The organism is Staphylococcus gallinarum (genome assembly GCF_029774255.1).
In the GTDB taxonomy this organism is placed as follows: Bacteria; Bacillota; Bacilli; order Staphylococcales; family Staphylococcaceae; genus Staphylococcus; species Staphylococcus gallinarum.
The window spans coordinates 2,710,196-2,732,823 of sequence record NZ_CP069082.1; the positions used below are offsets into that span (position 1 = coordinate 2,710,196).

General features: G+C 33.4%; 20 protein-coding genes. 12 read left to right on the top strand and 8 right to left on the bottom strand.

Annotation, left to right across the window (positions count from 1 at the left end):
- Positions 1 to 68 precede the first annotated feature (68 nt).
- The 4 genes from melA to JN168_RS12875 all read left to right on the top strand — a co-directional run bounded on the left by melA (position 69) and on the right by JN168_RS12875 (position 4,764).
- Entirely contained in the window at positions 69 to 1,367 is a 1,299-nt protein-coding gene (gene melA, locus JN168_RS12860; RefSeq protein ID WP_042737632.1) for an alpha-glucosidase/alpha-galactosidase, read from the top strand.
- Positions 1,368 to 1,596: 229 nt separating this feature from the next.
- Positions 1,597 to 2,967 (top strand): melibiose:sodium transporter MelB, encoded by a 1,371-nt coding sequence (melB, locus tag JN168_RS12865; protein WP_042737633.1) that lies wholly within the window; start codon positions 1,597 to 1,599, stop codon positions 2,965 to 2,967.
- Between the two features lie 328 nt (positions 2,968 to 3,295).
- Positions 3,296 to 4,489 carry a formamidase gene (fmdA, locus tag JN168_RS12870; protein ID WP_042737634.1) on the top strand — a complete coding sequence of 398 codons (1,194 nt, stop codon included), beginning with the start codon at positions 3,296 to 3,298 and terminating at the stop codon, positions 4,487 to 4,489.
- On the top strand, positions 4,489 to 4,764 hold the full coding sequence (locus tag JN168_RS12875; RefSeq protein WP_279525949.1) for an FmdB family zinc ribbon protein: 276 nt from the start codon (positions 4,489 to 4,491) through the stop codon (positions 4,762 to 4,764). Before fmdA ends, JN168_RS12875 begins: the two co-directional genes overlap by 1 nt.
- Positions 4,765 to 4,834: 70 nt before the next feature.
- Here JN168_RS12875 and JN168_RS12880 read toward each other — a convergent pair whose 3' ends face one another.
- Positions 4,835 to 5,758 carry an LCP family protein gene (locus JN168_RS12880; protein WP_107511888.1) on the bottom strand — a complete coding sequence of 308 codons (924 nt, stop codon included), beginning with the start codon at positions 5,756 to 5,758 and terminating at the stop codon, positions 4,835 to 4,837.
- Between the two features lie 20 nt (positions 5,759 to 5,778).
- Positions 5,779 to 6,927 (bottom strand): FtsW/RodA/SpoVE family cell cycle protein, encoded by a 1,149-nt coding sequence (locus JN168_RS12885; RefSeq protein ID WP_107641447.1) that lies wholly within the window; start codon positions 6,925 to 6,927, stop codon positions 5,779 to 5,781.
- 575 nt (positions 6,928 to 7,502) lie between these two features.
- Between JN168_RS12885 and JN168_RS12890 the strand changes: the two genes are divergently transcribed.
- From JN168_RS12890 to JN168_RS12905, 4 genes are read left to right on the top strand one after another with little or no spacing between them, the layout of a single operon-like run.
- Positions 7,503 to 8,102 (top strand): CPBP family intramembrane glutamic endopeptidase, encoded by a 600-nt coding sequence (locus JN168_RS12890; RefSeq protein ID WP_232162737.1) that lies wholly within the window; start codon positions 7,503 to 7,505, stop codon positions 8,100 to 8,102.
- 10 nt (positions 8,103 to 8,112) lie between these two features.
- Entirely contained in the window at positions 8,113 to 8,532 is a 420-nt protein-coding gene (locus tag JN168_RS12895) for an Msa family membrane protein (RefSeq protein ID WP_229366824.1), read from the top strand.
- Positions 8,519 to 9,409, top strand: coding sequence for an ABC transporter ATP-binding protein (locus JN168_RS12900; protein ID WP_107527363.1), 891 nt, complete (start codon positions 8,519 to 8,521; stop codon positions 9,407 to 9,409). Before JN168_RS12895 ends, JN168_RS12900 begins: the two co-directional genes overlap by 14 nt.
- Complete coding sequence (locus tag JN168_RS12905) at positions 9,402 to 10,157, top strand: hypothetical protein (RefSeq protein ID WP_042737640.1); 756 nt, start codon at positions 9,402 to 9,404, stop codon at positions 10,155 to 10,157. The genes JN168_RS12900 and JN168_RS12905 overlap by 8 nt, the downstream gene beginning before the upstream one ends.
- A gap of 62 nt (positions 10,158 to 10,219) precedes the next feature.
- Here JN168_RS12905 and mbcS read toward each other — a convergent pair whose 3' ends face one another.
- Positions 10,220 to 11,797, bottom strand: a complete 1,578-nt coding sequence (gene mbcS, locus JN168_RS12910) for an acyl-CoA synthetase MbcS (protein WP_232138745.1) — start codon at positions 11,795 to 11,797, stop codon at positions 10,220 to 10,222.
- Between the two features lie 306 nt (positions 11,798 to 12,103).
- Between mbcS and JN168_RS12915 the strand changes: the two genes are divergently transcribed.
- Complete coding sequence (locus tag JN168_RS12915) at positions 12,104 to 13,507, top strand: MDR family MFS transporter (RefSeq protein WP_042737642.1); 1,404 nt, start codon at positions 12,104 to 12,106, stop codon at positions 13,505 to 13,507.
- A 215-nt stretch (positions 13,508 to 13,722) separates the two neighbouring features.
- Here JN168_RS12915 and JN168_RS12920 read toward each other — a convergent pair whose 3' ends face one another.
- From JN168_RS12920 to JN168_RS12930, 3 genes are all read right to left on the bottom strand, one after another.
- On the bottom strand, positions 13,723 to 15,210 hold the full coding sequence (locus JN168_RS12920; protein WP_279525950.1) for an aldehyde dehydrogenase family protein: 1,488 nt from the start codon (positions 15,208 to 15,210) through the stop codon (positions 13,723 to 13,725).
- 95 nt (positions 15,211 to 15,305) lie between these two features.
- Entirely contained in the window at positions 15,306 to 16,436 is a 1,131-nt protein-coding gene (locus tag JN168_RS12925) for an NADH-dependent flavin oxidoreductase (RefSeq protein WP_279525951.1), read from the bottom strand.
- Between the two features lie 100 nt (positions 16,437 to 16,536).
- Positions 16,537 to 16,959 (bottom strand): MarR family winged helix-turn-helix transcriptional regulator, encoded by a 423-nt coding sequence (locus JN168_RS12930; protein WP_042737645.1) that lies wholly within the window; start codon positions 16,957 to 16,959, stop codon positions 16,537 to 16,539.
- A 399-nt stretch (positions 16,960 to 17,358) separates the two neighbouring features.
- Here JN168_RS12930 and JN168_RS12935 point away from each other — a divergent pair, with 399 nt between their 5' ends.
- Entirely contained in the window at positions 17,359 to 18,417 is a 1,059-nt protein-coding gene (locus JN168_RS12935; protein ID WP_042737646.1) for an AEC family transporter, read from the top strand.
- Positions 18,418 to 18,445: 28 nt separating this feature from the next.
- Positions 18,446 to 19,453: an NAD(P)-dependent oxidoreductase gene (locus JN168_RS12940; protein ID WP_279525952.1), complete on the top strand. Its 1,008-nt coding sequence runs from the start codon at positions 18,446 to 18,448 to the stop codon at positions 19,451 to 19,453.
- Between the two features lie 98 nt (positions 19,454 to 19,551).
- Here JN168_RS12940 and JN168_RS12945 read toward each other — a convergent pair whose 3' ends face one another.
- Both JN168_RS12945 and JN168_RS12950 read right to left on the bottom strand, forming a co-directional pair.
- A complete protein-coding gene (locus JN168_RS12945; RefSeq protein WP_042737648.1) occupies positions 19,552 to 20,745 on the bottom strand; it encodes an amidohydrolase in 1,194 nt (397 codons plus the stop codon).
- Between the two features lie 171 nt (positions 20,746 to 20,916).
- On the bottom strand, positions 20,917 to 22,113 hold the full coding sequence (locus JN168_RS12950; RefSeq protein ID WP_107526520.1) for an MFS transporter: 1,197 nt from the start codon (positions 22,111 to 22,113) through the stop codon (positions 20,917 to 20,919).
- 120 nt (positions 22,114 to 22,233) lie between these two features.
- Here JN168_RS12950 and JN168_RS12955 point away from each other — a divergent pair, with 120 nt between their 5' ends.
- The gene (locus tag JN168_RS12955) at positions 22,234 to 22,608 is read left to right on the top strand and encodes a winged helix-turn-helix transcriptional regulator (RefSeq protein ID WP_042737650.1); all 375 of its coding nucleotides are present in this window, start codon (positions 22,234 to 22,236) and stop codon (positions 22,606 to 22,608) included.
- The last annotated feature ends 20 nt before the right edge of the window (positions 22,609 to 22,628 follow it).

Below are 22,628 nucleotides of genomic sequence, written 5' to 3' on the forward strand. Positions count from 1 at the left end.
CGACTTATTTATCAGAATTTTCGAATAATATTTACAAAAATTATTGTGTTACTTTAGGAGGAAAATATATGAATAAAATAACGTTTTTAGGCGCTGGAAGTACTGTTTTCGCAAAGAATGTCTTAGGAGATTGTATGACAGTAGATGCTTTACAAGACTTTGAATTTGCACTATTTGATATTGATGAAGAGCGTTTACGTGATTCTGAACTCATGTTGAACAATTTAAAAAAGAATTTAAACTCAACAGTAAAAGTGACTGCTTACCATGATAGAAAAGCCGCTTTATCAGGAGCAAAATATGTCATAAATGCAATTCAAGTTGGTGGATATGACCCAGCAACAATCACCGATTTTGAAATACCTAAAAAATATGGCTTACGTCAAACAATTGCAGATACATTAGGTATTGGAGGTATTTTCCGAAACTTAAGAACTATTCCAGTAATGCAAGATTTCGCACGTGATATGAAAGAAGTTTGTCCGGATGCCTGGTTCTTAAACTATACAAATCCAATGGCAGTACTCACAAACGTGATGTTACAAGAAGGTATCAAAACAGTTGGCCTATGTCATAGTGTCCAAGTATGTGCAAGTCATTTACTCGAATCATTAGAAATGTCTCAGGATAATATCCAGTGGAAGATTGCTGGCATAAATCATATGGCTTGGTTACTTGAAATTACTCAAGATGGCAAAGATATTTACCCTGAAATTAAAAAAAGAGCTAAAGCGAAGCAACAAACAACACATGATGATATGGTCCGCTTCGAATTGCTAGATAAATTTGGTTATTATGTTACTGAATCTTCAGAACATAATGCGGAGTATCACCCCTACTTTATTAAAGATCAATATCCTGAGCTCATCGAGAAATATAATATCCCATTAGACGAATATCCACGTCGATGTGTAAATCAAATCGAAGAATGGAAACAAATGCGCGATGATATTGTAAACGATCAGAATTTAACTCACGAACGCTCACATGAATATGGTTCTTATATTATTGAAGCAATGGAGACAGATCAGCCATTTAAGATTGGTGGTAATGTATTAAACACTGGTGGTTTGATTAGCAATCTCCCTGAAAATGCCGTAGTAGAAGTTCCATGTTTAGTTGATGCAAGTGGTATTGCTCCAACATATGTCGGAGCACTGCCGGAACAATTGGCGGCGTTGAATCGTACCAATATTAATACACAATTATTAACCATCGAAGCAGCTTTAACTCAAAGTAAAGATAAGATTTATCAAGCTGCACTATTAGATCCACATACAGCTTCAGAACTTTCAATCGACGATATTATTGCACTGTGTGATGATTTAATTGAAGCCCATGGCGATTGGCTACCTGAATTTAAATAAATTTTTTTCAATTTTATTTCAAACCAGATACCAACTCTCAATAAAACTTGAGGGTGGACTGGTTTTTATTAAACAGGATTAACATACCATTGCACATTAGTAATGGTAAATGTAGTATACATTTTTTAAGTTGTAGTCAATAGCAAAGCATTGAAATAAGCTAAGCGTATTTTTTTATATCATGTTGTAAAAGCGCTTACATTTATTGCTTTATCAAGGGGTGGTATTATTGCAAAAGCAATTAACACGTAAAGAAAAATATTCATTTGGTTTCGGGGCATTTGGTAAAGATTTAGTCGTCAATCTTATCGGTATATATCTCATGTATTACCTCACCGATATCTTAGGCGTTGCAGCAAGTTTCGTCGGTACATTATATTTTGTAGCACGGATATGGGATGCTATCAATGACCCAATCATGGGAATGATCGTAGATAAAACTAAAACTAAATGGGGAAAGTTCAGGCCATGGTTAGTTATCGGGACGCTGGTCAATTCTGTGATTACAGTATTAATATTCACTAACTTTCACTTAGAAGGTACGGCGCTCTATGTATTTGTTTCAATCATGTATATTGTATGGGGGATGACTTATACTATGATGGATGTACCTTATTGGTCATGGTTACCCAACCTTACAAATAACCCTACTGAACGAGAAGAAGTTTCTGTTCTACCACGTATTTTTGCAAGTTTAGCTAATTTAATTTTAGGAGCATTAGGTTTAACTATTGTTATATTCTTAGATAATTTGTTTGGAAACGGGGATCAGTCAACAGGCTTTCTAATTGTTGCAGTAATCACTATTATCATCTTTAACATTACAATTGGTATTACAGTTAAGAACGTTCACGAAGCTCCAACAAATATCGACACTGGTATTACATTAAGATTTAAGGATATATGGCGCATTCTCTTTACTAACAAAGAATTATTGGCATATATTGGCATGATATTAACCTTTTTCCTATGTGGACAATTAATTGGTAATGTAATGATTTATTACTTTAGTTATGTCACTGAATCTAAGTTCTTATTCTCACTTTACAACGGGATGGGCTTTATGGAAATTATTGCTTTATTCTTATTCCCTAAAATTGCCAAATGGCTCTCTCGAGAGCGTGTATATCCAATCGCAACAATTAGTATTATCTTAGGTTTACTGGTAATATTAGTCGCTGGTTACGTAGCACCAAAGGCCTTTATTCCTGTTATTTTAGGTACTTCACTTATTAAAATTGGCTCTGGCCTTATCATGGGTATCATCACTGTTTCTATAGCAGATGTTATCGACTATAGTGAAATGAAATTTGGTCAAAGAAATGAAAGTGTAATCACTTCTACCCAAACCTTTTTAATGAAGACTGCAATGGCCTTCTCTGGTCTAGCAACAGGATGGAGTCTTACATTATTAGGATATCAACCTGGCCAAGAGCAAAGTGAATTAACTAAAAATGGCCTACGCGTCATCATGGTGGTACTACCAATCATCTGTGTAACCGCAAGCTTTGCTATCTATAAATGGAGTTATCATTTAAAAGGTACGTATATTAAAGATATTGTTAACGTACTCAACAATCGAAAAAGTCAAAAAGGATAATATACGAATTCACATCCTTAGCTCAATTTAAGTATTAGCAATATATACTGACACGACATTACGTTAGGATATATTGCTTTTTATATTTCTATAAATATGATGTTTATTGATTCATGTATACTTCTCTCACGTTACAATACAGTTATATCCACTTAACCACAATTATTGCCTATCCTATTATTATCACAGAGCAACACGATAAATTAATAAAATTAACTTGCCGTTTTCCATTTAACATATAATACATTTACATTTTTTGTGTTATTATTTCATTAACAGAATATTCAGTCACATTTACTATTTAAATGATATAGGGGGAATAATGCTTATGCCAAAGAAATTATTCAATATTGATTTAAGTAAGAAAATGGACCAACAAGATCATCCAGGTCACAACAGATGGCATCCAGACATACCTGCAGCATTTTCTGTTGATCCAGGTGAATCATTTAGAATGGAATGTTTAGATTGGACAGATGGACAAATTTCAAACAATGACGATGCGAGTGATATTAAGCAAGTTAATTTAAATCGTGTTCATGTACTGAGCGGGCCTGTCCATGTCAACGGTGTAAAGCCAGGAGACTTACTTGTTGTTGATATTTTAGATATCGGTATATTCGAAGAACATGCATGGGGATTCAATGGTATTTTCGATAAAACAAATGGCGGTAGCTTCCTTGTTGATCATTACCCAAATGCTCAAAAATCTATTTGGGATTTTAATGGTATTTATGCAACAAGTCGTCATGTACCAGGTGTTGAATTCGCAGGTATCATACATCCAGGATTAATTGGGGTTGCCCCTTCTCAAGAAATGTTAAACGAATGGAACCGCCGTGAACGTGAATTAGTTAATACAGATCCAAATAGAGAACCCGTATTAGCCAACTTACCTGAAACAGATGCGGCAGTGTTAGGCACGCTAAAAGGGAAAGACTTTGACCGTGTAGCTCAAGAAGGCGCACGTACAGTACCTCCTAGAGAAAATGGAGGAAACTGTGATATTAAAAATTTATCTAAAGGCTCACGTATATATTTTCCAGTCTTTGTAGATGGTGCTAAATTATCTGTTGGTGACTTACACTTCTCACAAGGCGATGGCGAAATTACCTTTTGTGGTGGTATCGAAATGCCTGGATGGATAGAGTTGCGTGTAAACGTAATTAAAAATGGTATGGAAACATATAATATTAAGAAAAATCCAGCATTTAAACCTGGTCCAGTTATGCCTAATTATACAGATTACATTGTGTTTGAAGGTATCTCAGTAAATGAATTTAGCGGAAAGCAGACTTACCTAGATGCAAACACTGCATATCGTAACGCTTGTTTAAATGCAATTGAATTCTTAAAAACACGTGGGTTCACAGGCGAACAAGCCTACATGCTACTTGGTTCTGCTCCAGTCCAAGGAACTGTTGCTGGTATTGTTGATGTGCCAAATGCTTGCTGTACGATAGCTATTCCTCGGGAAATATTTAAAGGGGATATCTTACCTTCATTGGAGCCAGATGAATAATGCCAAATTACACTTATAACTGTTTACAGTGCCATGAATTCACAATTAAACAATCAATTCATGATAATCACGACATTGCCACTTGCCCTACTTGTGGCAATACAGCCAAACGTGTATTCACTTCATTTCAAACTTATAATATGAACCCAAAGGTAAAAAAGAGAATCGAAGCAGGGCAACAACCTAGGCTCATTTCTGGAGATAAACTTAAAGTTAATACCTCATCAACACCACGATCACAAACAAATGCCCGACCATGGATGGCCGGACATTAACAAACGCGCTAACAATGACATTTGACTATCGCTTTGTCATTGTTAGCGCGAATTTTTTATTGATATCTAATTATTCACTACTTTGTAAATTATGCTTGTATACTTTCATTTTCTCTTCTTTATCAGTAACGTCTGGTATAAAGTACCAAATCCCATCACTTTCTATGAGGTTTTGACCTGAAATCGATAATTTATCGATAGCATTACCTGCACCTTTATATTTGGAATATAATGTCTTCAAGGATTTAAGATCAAAGCTTGTCTTAACATTTTGTTCACTCACTTGCAGTATCTTATTAAGTTTAAATAGATTATGTGTCTCAGACATTTTTTCAGATAATGCGGCTATGACTTGTCTTTGACGTTCTGTTCGACCTTCATCACCACCTGCGCCATCTTCTTTTCTACTTCGCACATAATCCAGTGCCTTTTTACTATTTAAGTGCATCGACTCACCTTGTTTAAACTGCGAGCCATTATACTCAAATGTCGCATTACTTTTAACGTCAACACCACCAAAGATATCAATAAGCTTTTCAAATCCATCCATATCTACGGTAACATAACCATCAATAGGAATATTGAAGTTATCCTCAATCGTCTTGATTGCTGTTTTTGGTCCACCGTAAGCATATGCATGCGCAATCTTTTCAGTTCTATCAAAACCAGAAATCTCAGCACGTGTATCCCTTGGAATTGAAATGAGTTTCGTCTTACCTTTCTCTGGATTAATCGATGCAATTAAAATGGTATCTGTTCGTTGTCCTAAATTGGCTTTAGCTCTTTTTGCATCTGAATCCACACCAAATATAGCAACAGAAATCGGCTGCTTATTTGCAACTTTCTTTTGACCATTTGTCAATGACTGCGTATGGTCCTTGGAATCATGAATCGCATGATTTAAGTGCACTACTTTAAATATTAAAAATGCAACAATCAATATGAAAATGACAAGTAATACGCCAACAATTTTACCTTTTTTAGAGAGTTTCATCTCCTACCTCCTTTTCACTACTACTTGGTGATTTGTTCTTGTTTAATTTTACGTATAACTGCAATCATTGCACCTAATGCCAAACTGACACTCATAATAGATGAACCTCCATAACTCAACATGGGCAATGTTACCCCTGTTAATGGAATTAGTCCTGATATACCAGCTAAATTAATGAACACTTGCATAAACAGATAACTAACGACGCCAACACATATCAGTTTATAGAAATGATTTTCCGTTCTATTCGCGTAAACCAGTCCTTTAAATAAAATAAATCCATAAATAGCCAAGACAAATAGTACACCTATCAAACCTGTTTCCTCGGAAATAACTGTAAAAATAAAATCAGTATGCGGTTCTGGTAAATAACCTCGCTTTAAAATACCATTACCTAACCCCTTACCAAACAGTCCACCATTGGCAATTGAAGTCAATGCACTTGTTAATTGATAACCGTCGCCATTTTCATATTTAAAAGGATCTAAGACTACTTGAATTCTTTTTAATCTATAAAGATTTTTAGAGTCAAAAATCAATGTGTAGCATATGTATAACAACATAGGTATTGCTGTAAAACTCAAGATTTGCAACTTTATTTTATTTTTTATCTCTGAATACAGTAATATGGAACCAATAATAGCTACTGTCAATAACGTACCGCCTAAATCCCCCTGCATAAGTACCAGTAATAAACCTAGCCCTAATACGCCCAGTGGTGGTATTAAATGTCTTAATTTGTAGTCTTTCTTTAATGCAAGAAATTTATCAATAATATAAGAAAGATAGAAAATAGAAGCGAGTTTTAAAAATTCTGAAGATTGAATACTAAAAATCCCTAAACTTATCCAGTTCTTTGAACCATTAACCTCTTTACCAACTAAAATTGTCAGTAGCAATAACGCCAATGTACTTAATACGATAAATTTTTGTATTTCTACATTTTTAATAGCATTGATATTTATAAACATACTAATCAATAGGATGACTAAAAATCCCATAATAAAAAATAAAAACTGCCTTTTCATAAAGTAATTTGCAGCTACTGGAACTCCATTTGTTAATGAACCTTTAGAAGCTGAAACCATACTGGCACTGTAGACCATGATGACACCAATAACTCCTAGCAACACATAACAAATAATTAAACTAACATCTAAATGTTTCATCCTCCTTTTTAGCGATTCAAAAATATTTTTTCATCGTTATACACCCCCATAAACTTAAGAACTCTAGTTAACCACACATAGTATTCACACACAATCATACTTTAGGCTTACCTAATTATTTTTTTGACTATTAAAAATTATTATTTTAGACACATTTAATTAATATAAAGGCAACTAGCTCATAATACTACGCTACAAGACATCATAATTGCTTACCTTGAGGCACCCAAAAGCAAAATCATTGATAAAATTAGCACTAACATTCATAAAATCTTTATTTCATCATCGAGGAACTTGCTATTTATATTTTATTAAAAATGATATTGATGTTATTGTTTTTATATAAAATGGAAATTTTATTGTATAAGGTTTAAAATAACCTATAGATAGATAAAAAATTGAGCTGTGGAGGTGAGTTAATTGAAAGGACTATTAGAATTATTATCACTCAATGAAGTAAGTTTAGGTATTTTCAGATTTGGTTATCATGGTAAAAAATGGCGATGGTAACATTAAATTGGTTGAATCAATACGATTCAACCAATTTATTATTCTAATGAAATGAGATCTATACTATGAATTTATTAAAACACCATTCCTATTCAAAAAGCGAATTGTTAATTTTAAGCCTTGGTTTAACAATTTTAGCAGGTATACTACTTAACCTCGGACAGTTTTTAATATTACTTTTACCATTCAAACAAATTTCAATCTTACATATGGTGTTCCTCGGTGCACTTATGATTGTTAGTTTTATTATTATTCCTTATTGTCTCATAAAAATTTTTATAGGATTTACTATTAATCCATTAAGTAGAATGAATTTTACTAAATTAATAATATATTTTTTTCTAATAATTATAATCGGTTCAATATTTTCATTTTCTCTAACAGATATTTTTCAATCTATTATTGTTTCTTTCTCAGAAGAAACTTTATTTCGACTTTTTATCTTTGCGGTACTAATGAGTAAATTTTCAAAGTGGCAAAGTATTATATTAGGCTCATTAATTTTTTCCTTACTTTTACATCTAAACGGCAGTTTTATCGAAAATTTATTAATAAAATTCCCATGTAGTATCTTGTTGTACTTAATTGCTCATTACAAAGGGTTAGAAAACTCAATTTTATTGCATTGTGTTTATAACATTTTAATTATAAAAATAACTATTTAAAGGAGGATTTATGTCTAAACTGCTCATTTTTTTAACATTAACAAATGTCATCATTTACGGAGTAGCGACATTTTTCAATACTCATTTGACTTTATTTTGGTTTGTATTGCTCGTTTATCTATTACCTTTGATACTAAACAGCCTGCTGGTCATTTTTACACATCAAAAATATAAATTAGGATCTAGTTGTCTCGCTGCTTTAACTACTACTGTTTGTTATTTAATGTTTAGCCTTTATTTTACAACTAGAGACACATTTCCTGATTTTTTAAAAAATAACACTAAATACTATGGCGAAATGCAACTTGATATTAATCCCAATTTAGCAAGTTTAAGTCAGCTCATTTTTATTTTTTTACTCAATTTCATCATCATTTGTTCGATTAACATCATAGTTAGAAAGAAGGTAAAGCATCGTGTTACGCGTTGAAAAATTATCAAAAAAATTTAAAAACAACGATTATTATTCATTAAAAGACGTATCGTTTGAAATATCTCAAGGAGAAATTGTTGGACTTATTGGCAAGAACGGTGCAGGTAAGACAACTTTAATGAAATTAATAGCTAAGGCCATTAGACCAACTTCAGGACAGGTCTACTTAAATGATATTAATATCTATAAGAAGCACAATTCTTTAAAGGATTTCGGTTTTATGATTGAAGGAACTCTATTTAATCATTTAACTGCTATTGAGCATTTAAAGTATTTTATCAAACTTAACGGTGAAAAAAAGCATGAAGCAAATATCGAGGAAATATTAAAATTTGTCGGTTTATGGGATAAGCGTAATAAAAATCCTCGTAATTATTCCTTTGGAATGAAACAACGTTTGTCTTTGGCACTTTGTCTTATTACAGACCCTAAGATATTAATCCTTGATGAACCATTTGTCGGTTTAGATCCAAATGGTGTAGCTAATTTGATTCATACTTTAAAAACGTGGGCTGAGAAAAAGGATTCGGCAATCATCATTTCAAGTCATCAATTAAGTGAATTAGAAGCCATTTGTCATCGATACTTATTTATAGATAATGGACAATTAAAGGAAGACTTTAATAGCGATCATGAAGTTGTGACTGTCATTGAAATAGATAAACCACTTAATCTTGATTCCGCTATTGCTATAAAATATGATTCAATAATCCATAAAACCAAACAGGCTAATATAATTGAAATCCCTGCAGAATCACCTGAATTTAATGAACTCATATCGGATTTAACAAAGGATTATAGAATAATTAGTATTAAAGAGAAAAAAGACTCCATCCAAGATAGATTTAAAGTGGGAAGTGATAAAAATGATTAAATTCACCGCAATATTCCAAAACTTACTAAAAATAAAAGCGACATGGTTATACCTAGCTTTCGGTTTATTACCTTTAGCGTTATTTCTTATTATGTATTTAAATCCAAATTTTATGAATATCTCAGGGGAAAAACATACCTTAGGTTGTCTTGAATTCTTCTCGATGGTCTTCTCCCTTCAAGATAGTACAATTATTTCGATGATTATTTTAATTTACGTGGTTAGTTTGAATTTTTATACTGAAAAAGAAAAAGGACAACTATATTTCTACAAAGATTTACCTAAAGGACGTTTGTTAAATAGTAAATTATGTGCCTTACTTTTACTTTATTTAATGTTTGTTTTAATTTTATTTTTAAGTTCAGTCACGATTTACTATACACAAATCACACATACGGATCTTGCTTCACATCATTTCTTGCCATTGTCTGACGATTCATGGAACTACATTGTCGTTGAGTTCCTAGGCACGTTATATGTCCAAATAATATGCATATTTCTAAGTGTAATATTATCTATTCATTTTCCTAATGGTTACACAATCTTTGGCGCTATTGGATTCATTATTATCACTTCCATAACACCATTATTTAAAGGAGTTAAGTATATTTTCCCTAATGGTTATTTAAAGTCATTAACGAACTCAAACTTTGCAGAAATCTTAACAGAGATATCACTCTTATTTATTTTATATATTGCAATTTTCTATATCATTTCAGTCATTAGTTATAAAAAATTAGAATACTAATTAGAATCTATAATCAAAAAAGCTGCGTGCCGATATTTATTTAATCGACACGCAGTTTTTTATTATAAATATTTTTCCTTTTCCGCTTCACGTAATTCTACACGACGTATTTTACCTGAATTTGTTTTTGGTAAATCTTCAACAAACTCAATCGCTCTCGGATATTTATATGGGGCTACATCTTGTTTAACAAAGTTTTGTAATGCTTTTACTGTATCTTCATCACCTGTTACACCATCTTGGAGTATTACAAATGCTTTTACAATATTACCTCTTATTTCATGCGGACTAGCGACAACAGCACATTCTTTGACTGATGGATGTTTAGTCAATGAATCTTCTACTTCGAATGGTCCGATTGTATAACCTGAACTTATAATTATGTCGTCTCTTCTACCTTCGAACCAGAAATAACCATCTTCATCTATTTTAGCTAAATCTCCTGTAATAAAGTAATCACCTACTACCGGTTCTTGCGTACGTTCGGGATCCTTATAATAACCTTTGAAAAGTGCCGGTAAGTCTACGGGCACAGCAATATTACCAATTTCTCCAACTGCCGCTAAGTTACCGTCATCATCTACGACAGTAGCATGACTACCAGGAATCGCTTTACCCATTGAACCCGGTCTAGCTTCTGTATCCTTTAAGAAACCAATTAGTAAGGTACTCTCTGTCTGTCCATAACCGTCTCGAACTTTAAGTTTAAAGTTTTCTTGGAACTTATCGACGACTTCTTTATTTAGTGGTTCACCAGCAGATACTGCACTGTGCAAGTGTTCTAAATTATAGTCTGTAAGGTTTGGTAATTTAGCCATTAATCTATATTCTGTTGGTGTACAGCATAATACATTGATTTGATAATCTTGTAATAATTGTAAGTATTTCTCCGCGTTAAATTTACCATTATAAACAAATGCTGTAGCGCCAGAACCCATAATAGATAAAAATGGACTCCAAACCCACTTTTGCCAACCTGGTGCAGCAGTCGCCCAAACAACATCATCTTCCGAAATACTTAACCAATGTTTTGGTGCCATCTGCATGTGTGCGTAACCCCAACCATGTGAGTGGACTACTGCTTTAGGGTTACCTGTAGTACCAGACGTATAAGATAGCAATGCGACATCATCACGTGTTGTTTCTGCCATCTCTAATTTAGTACTTGCACTTTCTTTCTCATTATCTAGTGAAGTCCAATCCGTTTCCTGACCGCCAACAATGAACTTAGTAAGTTGCTCATATATATCGATATCTTTAAATTCACCTATACGTTCTGCCATTACGACTACTGCTTTAACTTCACCATGCGTTATACGGTATTGTAAGTCTTTCGTACGTAACATTTCAGAACTAGGGATAATTATAATTCCTAATTTAAGTGCTGCTAAATAAATTTCGTAAGTTTCTATACAACGCGGCATCATTACAAGTACCTTGTCACCTTTTTCTAATCCATAACTTGAAAGTACATTACCTACCTGATTCGCATTATTGATTAGTTCATGATACGTAATCTCTTGCTTTTCTCCGGATGCATCTTCAAAAATAATCGCTCTCTTCGACTGATCTACTGCATATTTCTCTATCTCACTTACGATATTGTACCGCTCTGGTGCGATTAAATCATTTTTATTCATTGCCTACTCTCCTTAAATCTAACGCAAAATCATTCATGAAGTTCAACATAAATTTCACTATGCGTTATTAACAACATTAAAATATTTAAATCTATTCCTCATAATTTTAATTTTAAATCACCCATAAGTAAAAGGATACGATTTAATTTCAGAATTTTAACATAATATTTTTCATTAACATTATTTATAAATTTATAAACTACTGACAATTTTATTACACTCATACCGAAACAGATAACTTTGTTATTCAATATAACAGTGATATAATATTATAATGTTAATTTTTAAAAGAAAGAAGTGATCTTAGTGACAGAAGCAGGAACGTTTCATGTCGAAAAGCGAATTCCGTTGTTCATCGTACTGCTATCAGGTGCATTCATCACGATACTTAACCAAACTTTACTTGGTACCGCGTTACCTCCAATAATGAAAGACTTACAAGTATCTGAAAGCACGGTGCAATGGTTACAATCCATATTTATGTTAGTAAATGGTATTATGATACCTATTACAGCATTTTTAATTGAAAGATTCACCTCGCGACAATTATTTTTAACCGCTATGATTATATTTGCTGCCGGTACACTACTTTGTGCCGTGGGGCCTGAATTTACAACACTACTTATTGGCCGTGTATTACAAGCTGCTGGCGCAGGTATTATGATGCCATTAATGCAGACTATTTTATTTTTACTCTTCCCAGTTGAAAAGCGCGGTACTGCCATGGGATTATTTGGTTTAGTTATCGCATTCGCACCAGCGATTGGACCTACATTATCGGGTGTATTAGTAGAACATCTATCTTGGAGAAGTGTCTTCTATGTGGTACTTCCAATAGCCATTATTATTATCATCACATCTTATTTCCTATTAAAGAATGTAACAGAAACTACACATCCAAAATTAGATATCGCTTCAGTAATATTGTCGACCTTAGGCTTTGGCGGATTGCTTTATAGTTTCAGTTCTGTCGGAGAAGCAGGTTGGGCAAGTATCCAATTTTTATTACCACTCATCATCGGAATTATTGCATTAGTCATCTTTATTCGTAGACAACTAAAACTCAAAGAACCAATGCTCGAATTTAGAGTGTTTAATTATGGCATCTATACATTAGGTACTGTATTAAGTATGTTTGTATTTGGTGTATTAATTGCTACTAATATTATTTTGCCGTTATACATGCAAAACATGTTACAATTTTCAGCTTTAGAATCAGGTTTAGTACTATTACCTGGTGCGATTTTAATGGGAATTATGAACCCAGTAACAGGTTACCTGTTTGATAGATTTGGTGGAAAATGGCTCGCACGTCTAGGCTTAATTGTCTTAGTTGGTTCAACTATTCCATTCACACTATTAACAGCACATACAAGCTTTACTTATTTAGCAATTGGTAACGCCTTAAGAATGTTATCCATTTCTATGGTTATGATGCCAATGACTACATTAGCAATCAATCAATTACCTAATAACTTAATTGCTCATGGTACGGCAATGAATAATACCTTTAGACAGATGGCTGGTGCTATTGGTACAGCTGTATTTGTTACATTAATGTCTGTCACAGCTATACCTAAATCGGGCATCACAGGCATTATTCATGGTGTTAATGTAACATTCACTGTTGCTGCTGCAATTTCAGTAGTGGCATTGCTATTATCATTCAAACTTACAGATAAGACAAAGCCAACACGCAGAACGATTTAAGTTATGAATATATATGACTGATCTTCTGAATATAGTTTGTTACATTAAATAAATAATGGTAAAGCATTATTCTTTTTCAGAGTTGATTCACATTTTAACCCTACATCGTGAATCACACATATTAAAAACACAGGTTGAACCACGATGAGTGGCTCAACCTGTGTTTTTTTACTTCATTAATAACTGCTTTTCACTCCAGCACATGTAAATATGAGCTAATATAATCCTTTCAATGCATCACTCGTATCAATATAAATATTTTTAACTTGTTGATAATTTTTAATTGCCTCTTTATAAGTTTCTCTACCGATACCTGATTTTTTATATCCTCCAAATGGTGCGCCTTCTGGTACTTGGTTGTAGGTATTTATCCATACTCGGCCAGTTCTAACCGCTTTCGCTATATTAAGCGCACGAGTAATATCTTGTGAAAATACCCCACCTGCTAAACCATATTCAGAGTCATTTGCAACTTTGATAGCTTCTTCATCATCTTTCACTTTAATAACTGTTAATACCGGACCAAAAATTTCTTCTTGTGCTAACTTATTATTATTATCAGGAACCGAAATCAACGTTGGTTCGAAGAAATAACCTTTATCTAGACCATTGTTTACAATGCGCTGTCCTCCTACAAGTATTTCAGCGTCTGATTGCTTAGCATAATCGATATAGGATTGAATTTTTTCTATTTGTTCTTCACCAGTTTGACTACCCATTTGTGTGTTTTCATCTAATGGATCTCCAACCTTAATATTGCTAAACGCAGTTTTCAACTTATCAATTAATTGATCATAAATTTTTTCATGAACTAATAAGCGAGAGCCTGCACTACATACTTCACCTTGGTTAAACAGTATGCCTAATTGAATACCTTCTAATGCCAAATCTAAATTTGCATCATCTAAAATAATATTGGCACTTTTACCTCCTAATTCTAACGTTGCTGGAACGATGCGTTTTGCTCCTGCTTCCGCAACAGTGTAACCAACATCCGTTGATCCAGTAAACGATAGTTTATCTACACCTTCATGATTAAAAATGGCATTTCCAGATTCTGACCCTTTACCTGTAATAATATTAACCACGCCTTTAGGTAAGACTTCTTGGAATATTTTCGCTAATTCAATCAAACTTAATGGTGTTGAAGAAGACGGTTGAATAACAATAGTATTACCGGCAGCTATGGCTGGCGCTATCTTCCAAGCTTCTAATAAGATAGGAAAGTTCCATGCTACAACAGCACCTACCACACCTATTGGTTCGTGTCGTATTAAGCTCATCGTATCTTTATCTATATCATTTAATGACCCTTCATCTGTTTCAATCACACTACCGAAATATTTGTAATGTCTCGCGGCAAATGGTACGTCAATATTTAGTGTTTCTCTAATTGGCTTACCGTTATTGAGTGATTCTATAGTTGCTAGCTTCTCTTTATTTGCCTCAATTTTATTTCCTATTTCTCTCAAGTATTCTGCACGTTCAGTATTTGAGGTTTGACTCCAGCTGACAAATGCTTCTTGGGCGGCTTTAACCGCTTTATCAACATCACTGTCGCTCGCTTTGGCAACAGTAGCCAAGAATTCACCATTCGCTGGATTGTTAACCTCTAATGTTTCACCTCGTTCACTTGCGACAAATGTTCCATTGATAAATAACCCATAATTCTCGTCAATATAATCTCTTACATTTATACTCACAATCAATCTCTCCTTCACTTAAATGTGTTTATACAATTAAAATTTAGAAGTTCTTGCTGCTTAATATTTTTAAAGTAAGTTATATGTTGAAATAATTATTTATCCACTCTTGGTAATGGATAAAATTGTGCATTTAATTGTTCCCATAATTTAGGTGGCAAATGATGTTTATCAGTTCTATTAGGATCAAATTCAGATATTATTTCATCTTCATTACCACTTTTAATTTTATTGATAAAGTTATAGTCGAGTAATATACCTCTACCAATGGCAATTAAATCAACATTAGGTGAGTTTATTGCTTCTAAAGCTTCACCAGCTGTAAACACTGAACCAATACCAATTAGTGGCATACGTCCGCCAATCCATTCATGCAATAAAGCTACTTTTTCTTGCCCTTTATATTTTCCTTCTTTCGTATCTGCAAAAACATGCATCAACGACACATGTAGATAATCTAAAGGTTTTTCAATTATTGTTTTAACTAACGTTTCTGTTAATTCCATTTTCAATCCATCTTCTTCTGGGTCTTCAGGTGATAGACGGTAACCAACAATAAAGTCATCATTTCCATACGCTTTAACAACTTTTAATACTTCATCAATAACTGCTAATGGGAATTTCAATCTGTCTTTACCCCATTCATCCGTACGTTTATTATAATGTGGTGATACGAATTGATGAATTAAGTAGTGATTGGCACCATGTATTTCTACGCCATCGAAACCAGCATCAATTGCTCTTTTCGTTGCTTCACCAAAGGCAGTTATTGTTTCTGCTATTTCTGTTTGTGTTATTTCGCGTGCATCATGAGGTTCTGATTCATCAAAACTTTGCATAGTAATTGGACTCGGTCCTGCTACATCTCCTCCAGGTGTTAAATATGGAAGCGATTGTGCACCACCATGATGTATTTGAACTACAGCTTTCGCACCGTTCTGCTTCATTGTTGTTGCTAACTGTTTCAATCCATCTAGGTCCGAATCATGGGCAATTGATGGTTGTCCTGGAAACGCCTTTCCAAGATCAGTAACATTACTCGCCGCAGTTAGTGCTAAACCAACATCTTTAGATCTCTTGTCAAAATGTTCTAACTCTGCTGTTGAGGTCGTCCCATCGTCATTTGATGATGAATGTGTCAATGGTGCTAAGACAAATCTATTTTTCAACTTTACACCATTAGGTAATTCTAATGGTTCAAACAGTGGTTCAAATTGTTTTTTCATCATAAAAACCTCCCGAAATTTATATGCATGCTGCATACATATAAATTAACGCTATAATAAAAAAATGTCAAGACGAGACTATTTAAATCTCATCATGACATTATAATGATTTAACCAATTGTTGCATCAATGCATTTGCGTCGGTGTCACCTAAGTATTTAGACATGACTTCATGAATGATATCCAAACTACCTTGTAGTTTTTCTTCTCCCCATTCAGTAATTTGTGTGTAGGTTCCTCTTCTATCCACCGCACACACACATTTCTCCAATGCACCGCATTTTTCAGATTCCATATTAGAAACAATTCTAGACAGTGCACTTTGACTCAAGTCTAATAGATTTTGTAATTCTTGTAGTCTTAGCTTTTTCTCAGGAGAAACCGAAATATAATATAATACATAAAATTCTTTTAATGATAATTGATATCTCGCTCTAATAATTGCTTCAACTTCTTTACGGATTTTATTTTGTAAGCGATCAAGCTCTAGCCAAGGGCTCATAAAATCATATTTTTTATCCATTATTTTCCCACCTATTATTGTGATAGATAAGTCCTTTAAAGTTTCTATATGCTTTAAATCTAACTTAATCTTATTGGAGAGCATCCCTTAAATCTCTCCAAACAAAATATTATAACCATGTTATAACTGATTAATACTAAACTACATCCCTACTATAATGTCCACCTTATAGCGAATCCCATTAAAAATTTTAATATAAATATTATAACACTACGATTTATTGAAATACACCGTTCAAGCTTGCTTCTACAACCGTTTATTTTGAAATTATTAATAATAGCGCAATATAAATCAATAATACTGTGATTTAATTCACAAAATATACAAAATGCATAACACCTAAACACCGAATTACATTTTATAATATATAAATAAAATATAATATGCGGAGGTTTAAATGTGGACATTGTAAATATTGTTGTAAATACATTTACCGACAAAGGATTTTTAAGTGCAATAGCCTCAACTGTTTTAATCATTTTACTAGGTTATTTTTGTAGAAAGAAAAATATCTTCAATAATCAAGCAGCTAAAATTTTATCTAAAGTAGTGTTGACTGTTGCATTGCCAGCATTAGCATTTTCTGCCTTTATGACTGACTTGAACCAAAAACATTTAGCTCAAGGAATTAATGTTTTAATTTGGGGCATCTTAATGTATATTGTTTTGATTATTTTAATCAAGCCTTTTTATGCTAAATATAAAGGAGATAAGAAGACTACTTTAGAAATACTTTCTATATTTAGCTCTACGACATTTTTTGGTATCCCTATTATAAGTGCAATGTTAGGTCCAATTGGTGTTATCTATGCAAATATATTTAATATTGGTTATCGTATTTTCTTATATTCCTATGCATATATCAAGATGAGCGGACTAAAAATGGAAATAAAAAACCTCAAGACTATGTTTTTAAATCCAATTGTTATTGCTACATTTTTAGGTTTATTTATTTGGCTCATTCAAGATTTAACACCACACATTACAGTCTTACATAGTCAAAAGGGAAACGAGATTTCAGTTTCAATATTGCGTATTGATCAGACTTTACCTTGGCTTTATGCACCAATCATGTTTTTATCTAAACTTGCTTCACCATTAGCATGGTTATCTATTGGTGCAACTTTAGCAGAAATCAATTTTAAAGATGCTGCTAAAAATACTACGACTTGGTATTATGCCGGTGTGAAAACAGTGATGGTGCCATTAATCAACTTAGTAATTTTTATTATAACTACATTAACTGGCATTTTGATATTTGATATGAATGCTGTCACTACAATGATTGTAATGATGGCAACACCATCTGCAACTGTGGCAGTAGCTTATGCAATTAACTTTGATAAAGAAGCTGTCTTAGCATCCAATGCATCATTACTCTCGACCATCGTAGCCGTATTTATTATCCCAAGTTGGCTAGTCATATTAAAAATTATTGGTAATCTAGGCATTTTTTAACACAACATCTTAGAAAGTAGGTTATCTTATGTTTAAAATTATTTGTTTTGGAGTAAGACCTCATGAGGTCGAAATTTTCCACCAATTTAATACTTATGCTTTCGAATTAACGCTCGTAGAATCATTGCTTACCGCAGATAATATCACGTTAGTTGATGGACATCATGCCGTATTATTACGCGCAAATTGTCATGCAACAATGACCAATTTAAAATATATGAAGGCACAAGGTATTGAGTATGTGTTCACTAGAACTGTCGGCACTTCACATATCGACTTGGAAGCCGCAGCATCGCTTGGCATCAAAGTGGCAAATGTGCCTAGCTATTCACCAAATGCTATTGCCGAACTCTCTTTAACATTAGCACTCAACTTATTACGTAATATTCCTTTTACAACAAATAGAACACAACAGTTTGACTTTAGAGTAGATAGTAAGATGTTTAGTAAGGAAGTACGAAACTGTACAGTGGGTATTATAGGTACAGGTAAGATTGGTTATACTGAAGCCCAATTATTCAAAGGATTAGGTGCAAAGGTAATTGGTTATGATTTATATCCTAATGATTTATGTACTGACACTTTAGATTATGTCTCTTTGGACGAATTACTTAGCCAAAGCGATATCGTTAGTATTCATGTACCACATATCCCAGGTGAAAATGATGGCATGATTGATCGGGCATTTTTAACTAAAATGAAAAACGACGCCATCTTAATTAATACGGCACGAGGCGAATTACAAAATAATCACGACATCGTTACCGCTTTAGAGCATAATGTCATCGCCGGTTTCGCTACAGACGTGTTACCGCATGAACAAGATGTATTCTTCAAACAGTTTGATGCATGGGGCCCATTACCTGACACCGATATTCAATCCTTAATTAACATGTATCCAAGAGTATTAATCACACCACATATTGGCTCAAATACAGATGAAGCTGTTGCAAATATGGTAGAAACAAGCTTTAAAAACTTTAATGAAATACTCACAACAGGTACATCATCCAACTTATTAAAGACACCCAATTAAATAATAATATTCAAAAAACCCTCACTATTCTTGTCTTAAACAGATATTGTGAGGGTTTTACTATCTTTATGATATAGCTTTGTCTATGGTCTTATATATTATTTTTCTGATAAACGTTGAATCGCTATTTCTCCTAATGATTTTGCAGCTACAATCAATGCATCTTCATTCACTTCAAATTTAGGATGATGATTCATATAAGGTGTTTCCACTGCTTCAGGTTTACATCCTACAATATAGAACGTACCTGGAATTTCCTTCAGATAATAAGCAAAATCTTCTGAACCGGTAACAGGTGGAATTTCAACTAAATGTTCATAATAGTCACCTTTACTCTTTTCTAAAATATCAGCCACACTTTGTGTATGCTCCGGATGATTGTAAAGTACAGGATAACCAAATTGATAATCTAAGTCATAAGTGACATCGAATCCTACCGCTACACTTTGGGCCACTTTATCAATTTCTTCGTACATAAATTGTTCTAATTCATCATTTAGATAACGTGCAGTCCCTTTAATCGTCACAGTATCTTGAATGATATTCGCTCCACCTGGTGCTTCAAATGCACCAATAGTTATAACACCCATTTCTAATGGATCAATTCTTCTTGATACAATCGTTTGAATTGTATTTACAAAGTTTGTTCCAGCAACTAAAGCATCATGTGTTTTATGCGGGCTTGCAGCATGACCACCAAGCCCTTTAATTTTTAATGTAAATGTGGAACTACCAGAGAAAGCATTGCCTTTATTGTATGCTATTACATTTGGACCAATAATTGGCGCTACATGGATACCGTAAATTTCATCAACATCTTTTAAAGCACCAGATGCTACAATTTGTTGCGCTCCACCCGGCGGCTTTTCCTCAGCATGTTGATGAATAATTTTTATTGTTCCAGAAAGCTCATCTTTGATTTCAAGTAATGCATCTGCTAAGCCTAGTAAATATGCAGTGTGCGCATCATGACCACATGCATGCATCACACCTTCATTTAATGACTTAAATTCAACTTCTGCTTCTTCCTTGATTGGTAATGCATCAAAGTCAGCACGTAGACCAATCGTTTTTCCAGGTTTACTCCCCTTGATTTCAACGATGACCGCATGACTTTCTGTTACGGGTTGCGTTACTGTAACGTCCTTCCCTTTATAAAAATCTTTAATATATTGAGCTGTTTGCTCTTCTTGGAAAGACAACTCTGGATGTTGATGTAAATGACGTCTATGCTTTATCATTTCACTTTCTTTTTTCTCTAACTTCTCAAACAGTGTATCTTTTAAATTCATAAACATTCACTTCTCTCAATTATTTTTAAAATTATATGTCCGAATACAATTTTAAGATGTTTTCAACACTAATTCAAAGAATATAAATTTATTGATGTGAATTGACTTTTTTAAAATAAAATTACTGTCTCTATAATGTGCATTTCTTATAAAAAATAAACATATAACACTTTATTCAGTACAAGCTTGTGCAAGTGTTGATTGTGTAGCTGTTTCTTTCTTATAAGTAACATACATCATTACGCTAGCAAGTATGACCATAATAAATCCAAAATACGGCGTCATAGTTAATGAGAAATGATTTAATACAAATCCACCAATTACCGAACCTAAGGTAATACCAATATTAAATGATGCGATATTTAAACTTGATGCAAAATTAACCGTCGCTTTGTGCTTTCTTTCTGCAAATAATACGACAATAAGTTGTAATCCAGGTACATTCATAAAGGCAAACAATCCCATCAATAACACTGCAATTGTACCGATGAATTGATGCGTTACTGTAATACCGACAAACAATAATACCATTGCTTGAATAGTAAATATAGCAACCAATACCTTTGTAGGTTGATGGTTGGTTAACTTTCCACCTAATGTGTTACCAATAGCTACCATTACACCATAAATAATTAATAGAATGACTACCGCATTATCACTATAGTGCATGACATCCGTCAAGATTGTTGTAAGGTAAGTATAAACAACAAATGTACCACCATAACCTAATGCTGTAATTAAATAAATCATCATTAACGATTTATTCTTAAATACTTTCAACTGCTCTACCATTGGCGCTTGATCATATTCATTTAAATCATTTGGTACTACTAACCAGTTACCAATGAAGCTAATTAATCCTATTATCGCAATAGCCACAAAAGACATTTCCCAACCAAATTGTTGACCTATCCAAGTCCCTAATGGTACTCCTGTAATCGTAGCAACTGTCAATCCAGTAAACATCATTGCAATTGCACTTGAACGTTTATCCGGTGTTACTAAATCACTGGCGATTGCAGTCGCAATAGACATAAATACACCATGCATTAATGCTGAAAGTATACGCATTGCTAACAGCATACTAAATGTTACAGATACTGCAGCTAAAGCATTGGCTACAATAAATATCAACATAATACCCAGTAATAAGTGCTTACGTTTCATTTTATTCGTTAATGGCGTAAGTACTGGTGCCCCTACTGTAACTCCTATCGCATATAATGAAACTGTTAATCCTGCCATAGATATACTTGTGTTAAATGAATCTTTAATTAGTGGTAATAATCCCACACTAATAAACTCTGTCATGCCAATCGCAAATGCTGACATTGCTAATGCAAAAATAGCAAATTTATTGTTTTTCATGATATATTTGACTCCTTCTTTTTTATTATATGTGTTAATATAAACTAAACAATATAAAAGAGGAAGTACGCACTTTAAAGTGCTATAGGTACTTTTAAGTACCTATAAGGAGGTCAAATTATGAGTAAAAATTACAATATCGGTGTAGAAGCTACAATCGATGTCATCGGTGGTAAATGGAAACCTGTCATTTTATGTCACTTGCAAAATAATGGTCTCATGCGTACGTCTGCATTAAAGCGTGCCATTCCTTCAATCACTCAAAAAATGTTAACACAACAGCTACGTGAATTAGAAAACGATGGTATTATCAATCGTATTGTATATGATCAAGTACCACCAAAGGTTGAATATGAACTTTCTGAATACGGCGAAACACTTGGCAAGATATTATCATCACTTTGCTATTGGGGAGAACTACATGCAGAAAAAATGTACAATCGTGGAGAATCGGTAAAATTAGAGCGTCAAGATTTCGTCAACATCCCTAGCTAACCTTTGTTATTGTTTACACC